Origin of the sequence: Micromonospora sp. NPDC005174 (assembly GCF_040608495.1) — a bacterium.
GTDB lineage: Bacteria > Actinomycetota > Actinomycetes > Mycobacteriales > Micromonosporaceae > Micromonospora.
On record NZ_JBEXIJ010000063.1, the window covers coordinates 1 to 3,245 of the forward strand.

Sequence of the window (3,245 nt, forward strand, 5' to 3'; positions counted from 1 at the left end):
CACGGGTGTTCGCTTGTTCAGAGTTGCACAGTGGACGCGTAGCAGCTTAGTAGTCAAGTCCTCGGCCTATTAGTACCGGTCAACTGAACCCGTTACCGGGCTTACATTTCCGGCCTATCAACCCAGTCGTCTAGCTGGGGGCCTTACCCCCACAAAGTGGGGTGGGATACCTCATCTTGAAGCAGGCTTCCCGCTTAGATGCTTTCAGCGGTTATCCCTTCCGAACGTAGCTAACCAGCCGTGCCCCTGGCGGGACAACTGGCACACCAGAGGTTCGTCCGTCCCGGTCCTCTCGTACTAGGGACAGCCCTTCTCAAGTATCCTACGCGCACGGCGGATAGGGACCGAACTGTCTCACGACGTTCTAAACCCAGCTCGCGTACCGCTTTAATGGGCGAACAGCCCAACCCTTGGGACCTGCTACAGCCCCAGGATGCGACGAGCCGACATCGAGGTGCCAAACCATCCCGTCGATATGGACTCTTGGGGAAGATCAGCCTGTTATCCCCGGGGTACCTTTTATCCGTTGAGCGACACCGCTTCCACTCGCAAGTGCCGGATCACTAGTCCCGACTTTCGTCCCTGCTCGACCTGTCAGTCTCACAGTCAAGCTCCCTTGTGTACTTGCACTCAACACCTGATTGCCAACCAGGCTGAGGGAACCTTTGGGCGCCTCCGTTACCCTTTAGGAGGCAACCGCCCCAGTTAAACTACCCACCAGACACTGTCCCTGAACCGGATAACGGTCCGAAGTTAGATACCCAAATCAACCAGAGTGGTATTTCAAGATTGCCTCCACCCATACTGGCGTATGGACTTCACCGGCTCCCACCTATCCTACACAAGCTAACTCAAGTACCAATGTCAAGCTATAGTAAAGGTCCCGGGGTCTTTCCGTCCTGCCGCGCGTAACGAGCATCTTTACTCGTACTGCAATTTCGCCGGGCCTGTGGTTGAGACAGTGGGGAAGTCGTTACGCCATTCGTGCAGGTCGGAACTTACCCGACAAGGAATTTCGCTACCTTAGGATGGTTATAGTTACCACCGCCGTTTACTGGCGCTTAAGTTCTCCGCTTCGCCCCGAAGAGCTAACAGGTCCCCTTAACGTTCCAGCACCGGGCAGGCGTCAGTCCATATACATCGAATTACTTCTTCGCATGGACCTGTGTTTTTAGTAAACAGTCGCTTCCCCCTGCTCTCTGCGGCCATACAACGCTCCACCCGCGCGGGGCTTCACGTCTCCGGCCCCCCTTCTCCCTAAGTTACGGGGGCAATTTGCCGAGTTCCTTAACCACAGTTCGCCCGATCGCCTCGGTATTCTCTACCTGACCACCTGTGTCGGTTTGGGGTACGGGCCGCTAAGAACTCGCTAGAGGCTTTTCTCGGCAGCATAGGATCACTGACTTCACCTGAATCGGCTCGGCATCACGTCTCAGCCCTCATGTGTCGCGGATTTGCCTACGACACGGCCTACACGCTTACCCCGGCACAACCACCGGCCGGGCTCAGCTACCTTCCTGCGTCACCCCATCGCTTGACTACTACCCGCCAGGTTCCCACGCTCCCCACCATCCGTCCGAAGACATCAGGCAGCTCGGGTGGTTAGCACAACGAGGTTCATCAGGGACGCTCTTTCGCGGGTACGGGAATATCAACCCGTTGTCCATCGACTACGCCTCTCGGCCTCGCCTTAGGTCCCGACTCACCCAGGGCGGATTAGCCTGGCCCTGGAACCCTTGGTCATCCGGCGGAAGGGTTTCTCACCCTTCTTTCGCTACTCATGCCTGCATTCTCACTCGTGCCGCGTCCACAACTGGGTCACCCCGCTGCTTCACTCGCGGCACGACGCTCCCCTACCCATCCACACACCTGCACAAGGAATCACGTCCAAGCGAGGTTAAAATGTGAATGCCACAGCTTCGGCGGTGTGCTTGAGCCCCGCTACATTGTCGGCGCGGAACCACTTGACCAGTGAGCTATTACGCACTCTTTAAAGGGTGGCTGCTTCTAAGCCAACCTCCTGGTTGTCTGTGCGACCCCACATCCTTTTCCACTTAGCACACGCTTAGGGGCCTTAGCTGGTGATCTGGGCTGTTTCCCTCTCGACTACGAAGCTTATCCCCCGCAGTCTCACTGCCGCGCTCTCACTTACCGGCATTCGGAGTTTGGCTGATTTCGGTAAGCTTGTGGGCCCCCTAGACCATCCAGTGCTCTACCTCCGGCAAGAAACACGCGACGCTGCACCTAAATGCATTTCGGGGAGAACCAGCTATCACGGAGTTTGATTGGCCTTTCACCCCTAACCACAGGTCATCCCCCAACTTTTCAACGTTGGTGGGTTCGGCCCTCCACGCGGTCTTACCCGCGCTTCAGCCTGCCCATGGCTAGATCACTCCGCTTCGGGTCTAGAGCATGCGACTAAAGCGCCCTATTCAGACTCGCTTTCGCTACGGCTCCCCCACACGGGTTAACCTCGCCACATGCCACTAACTCGCAGGCTCATTCTTCAAAAGGCACGCCGTCACCCCGCAAGGCTCCGACGGATTGTAGGCGAACGGTTTCAGGTACTATTTCACTCCCCTCCCGGGGTACTTTTCACCATTCCCTCACGGTACTTGTCCGCTATCGGTCACCAGGAAGTATTTAGGCTTACCAGGTGGTCCTGGCAGATTCACGGCAGATTTCAGGGGTCCGCCGCTACTCGGGAACACCCACAGAAGGTCAGCAACTTTCACCTACCGGACTCTCACCGTCTACGGTCAGCCATTCCAGACTGTTCGACTAGCCACTGACTTTGTAACTTCTCGAACAAGTGTCAGCTTGTTCAGCAGGGTCCCACAACCCCGACCACGCAACCCCTGACAGGTATCACACGCAGCCGGTTTAGCCTCGATCCGCTTTCGCTCGCCACTACTCACGGAATCACTAAATTTGTTTTCTCTTCCTGCGGGTACTGAGATGTTTCACTTCCCCGCGTTCCCTCCACACACCCTATGTGTTCAGGTGTGGGTGACACCACATGACTGGTGCCAGGTTTCCCCATTCGGACACCCTGGGATCACAGCTTGGTTGACAGCTCCCCCAGGCCTATCGCGGCCTCCCACGTCCTTCATCGGCTCCTGGTGCCAAGGCATTCACCGTTCGCCCTTGACAACTTGACCACAAAGATGCTCGCGTCCACTGTGCAATTCTCAACAAACGACCAACCCACAACCCGATCCACCCCACACCAGCAACCACGCCTC

At 56.8% G+C, this 3,245-nt stretch carries 1 rRNA gene; it reads right to left on the reverse strand.

The window, feature by feature from the left end:
* Positions 1-49 precede the first annotated feature (49 nt).
* Positions 50-3,161, reverse strand: a 23S ribosomal RNA gene (locus ABZU91_RS32635).
* Between the last annotated feature and the right edge of the window lie 84 nt (positions 3,162-3,245).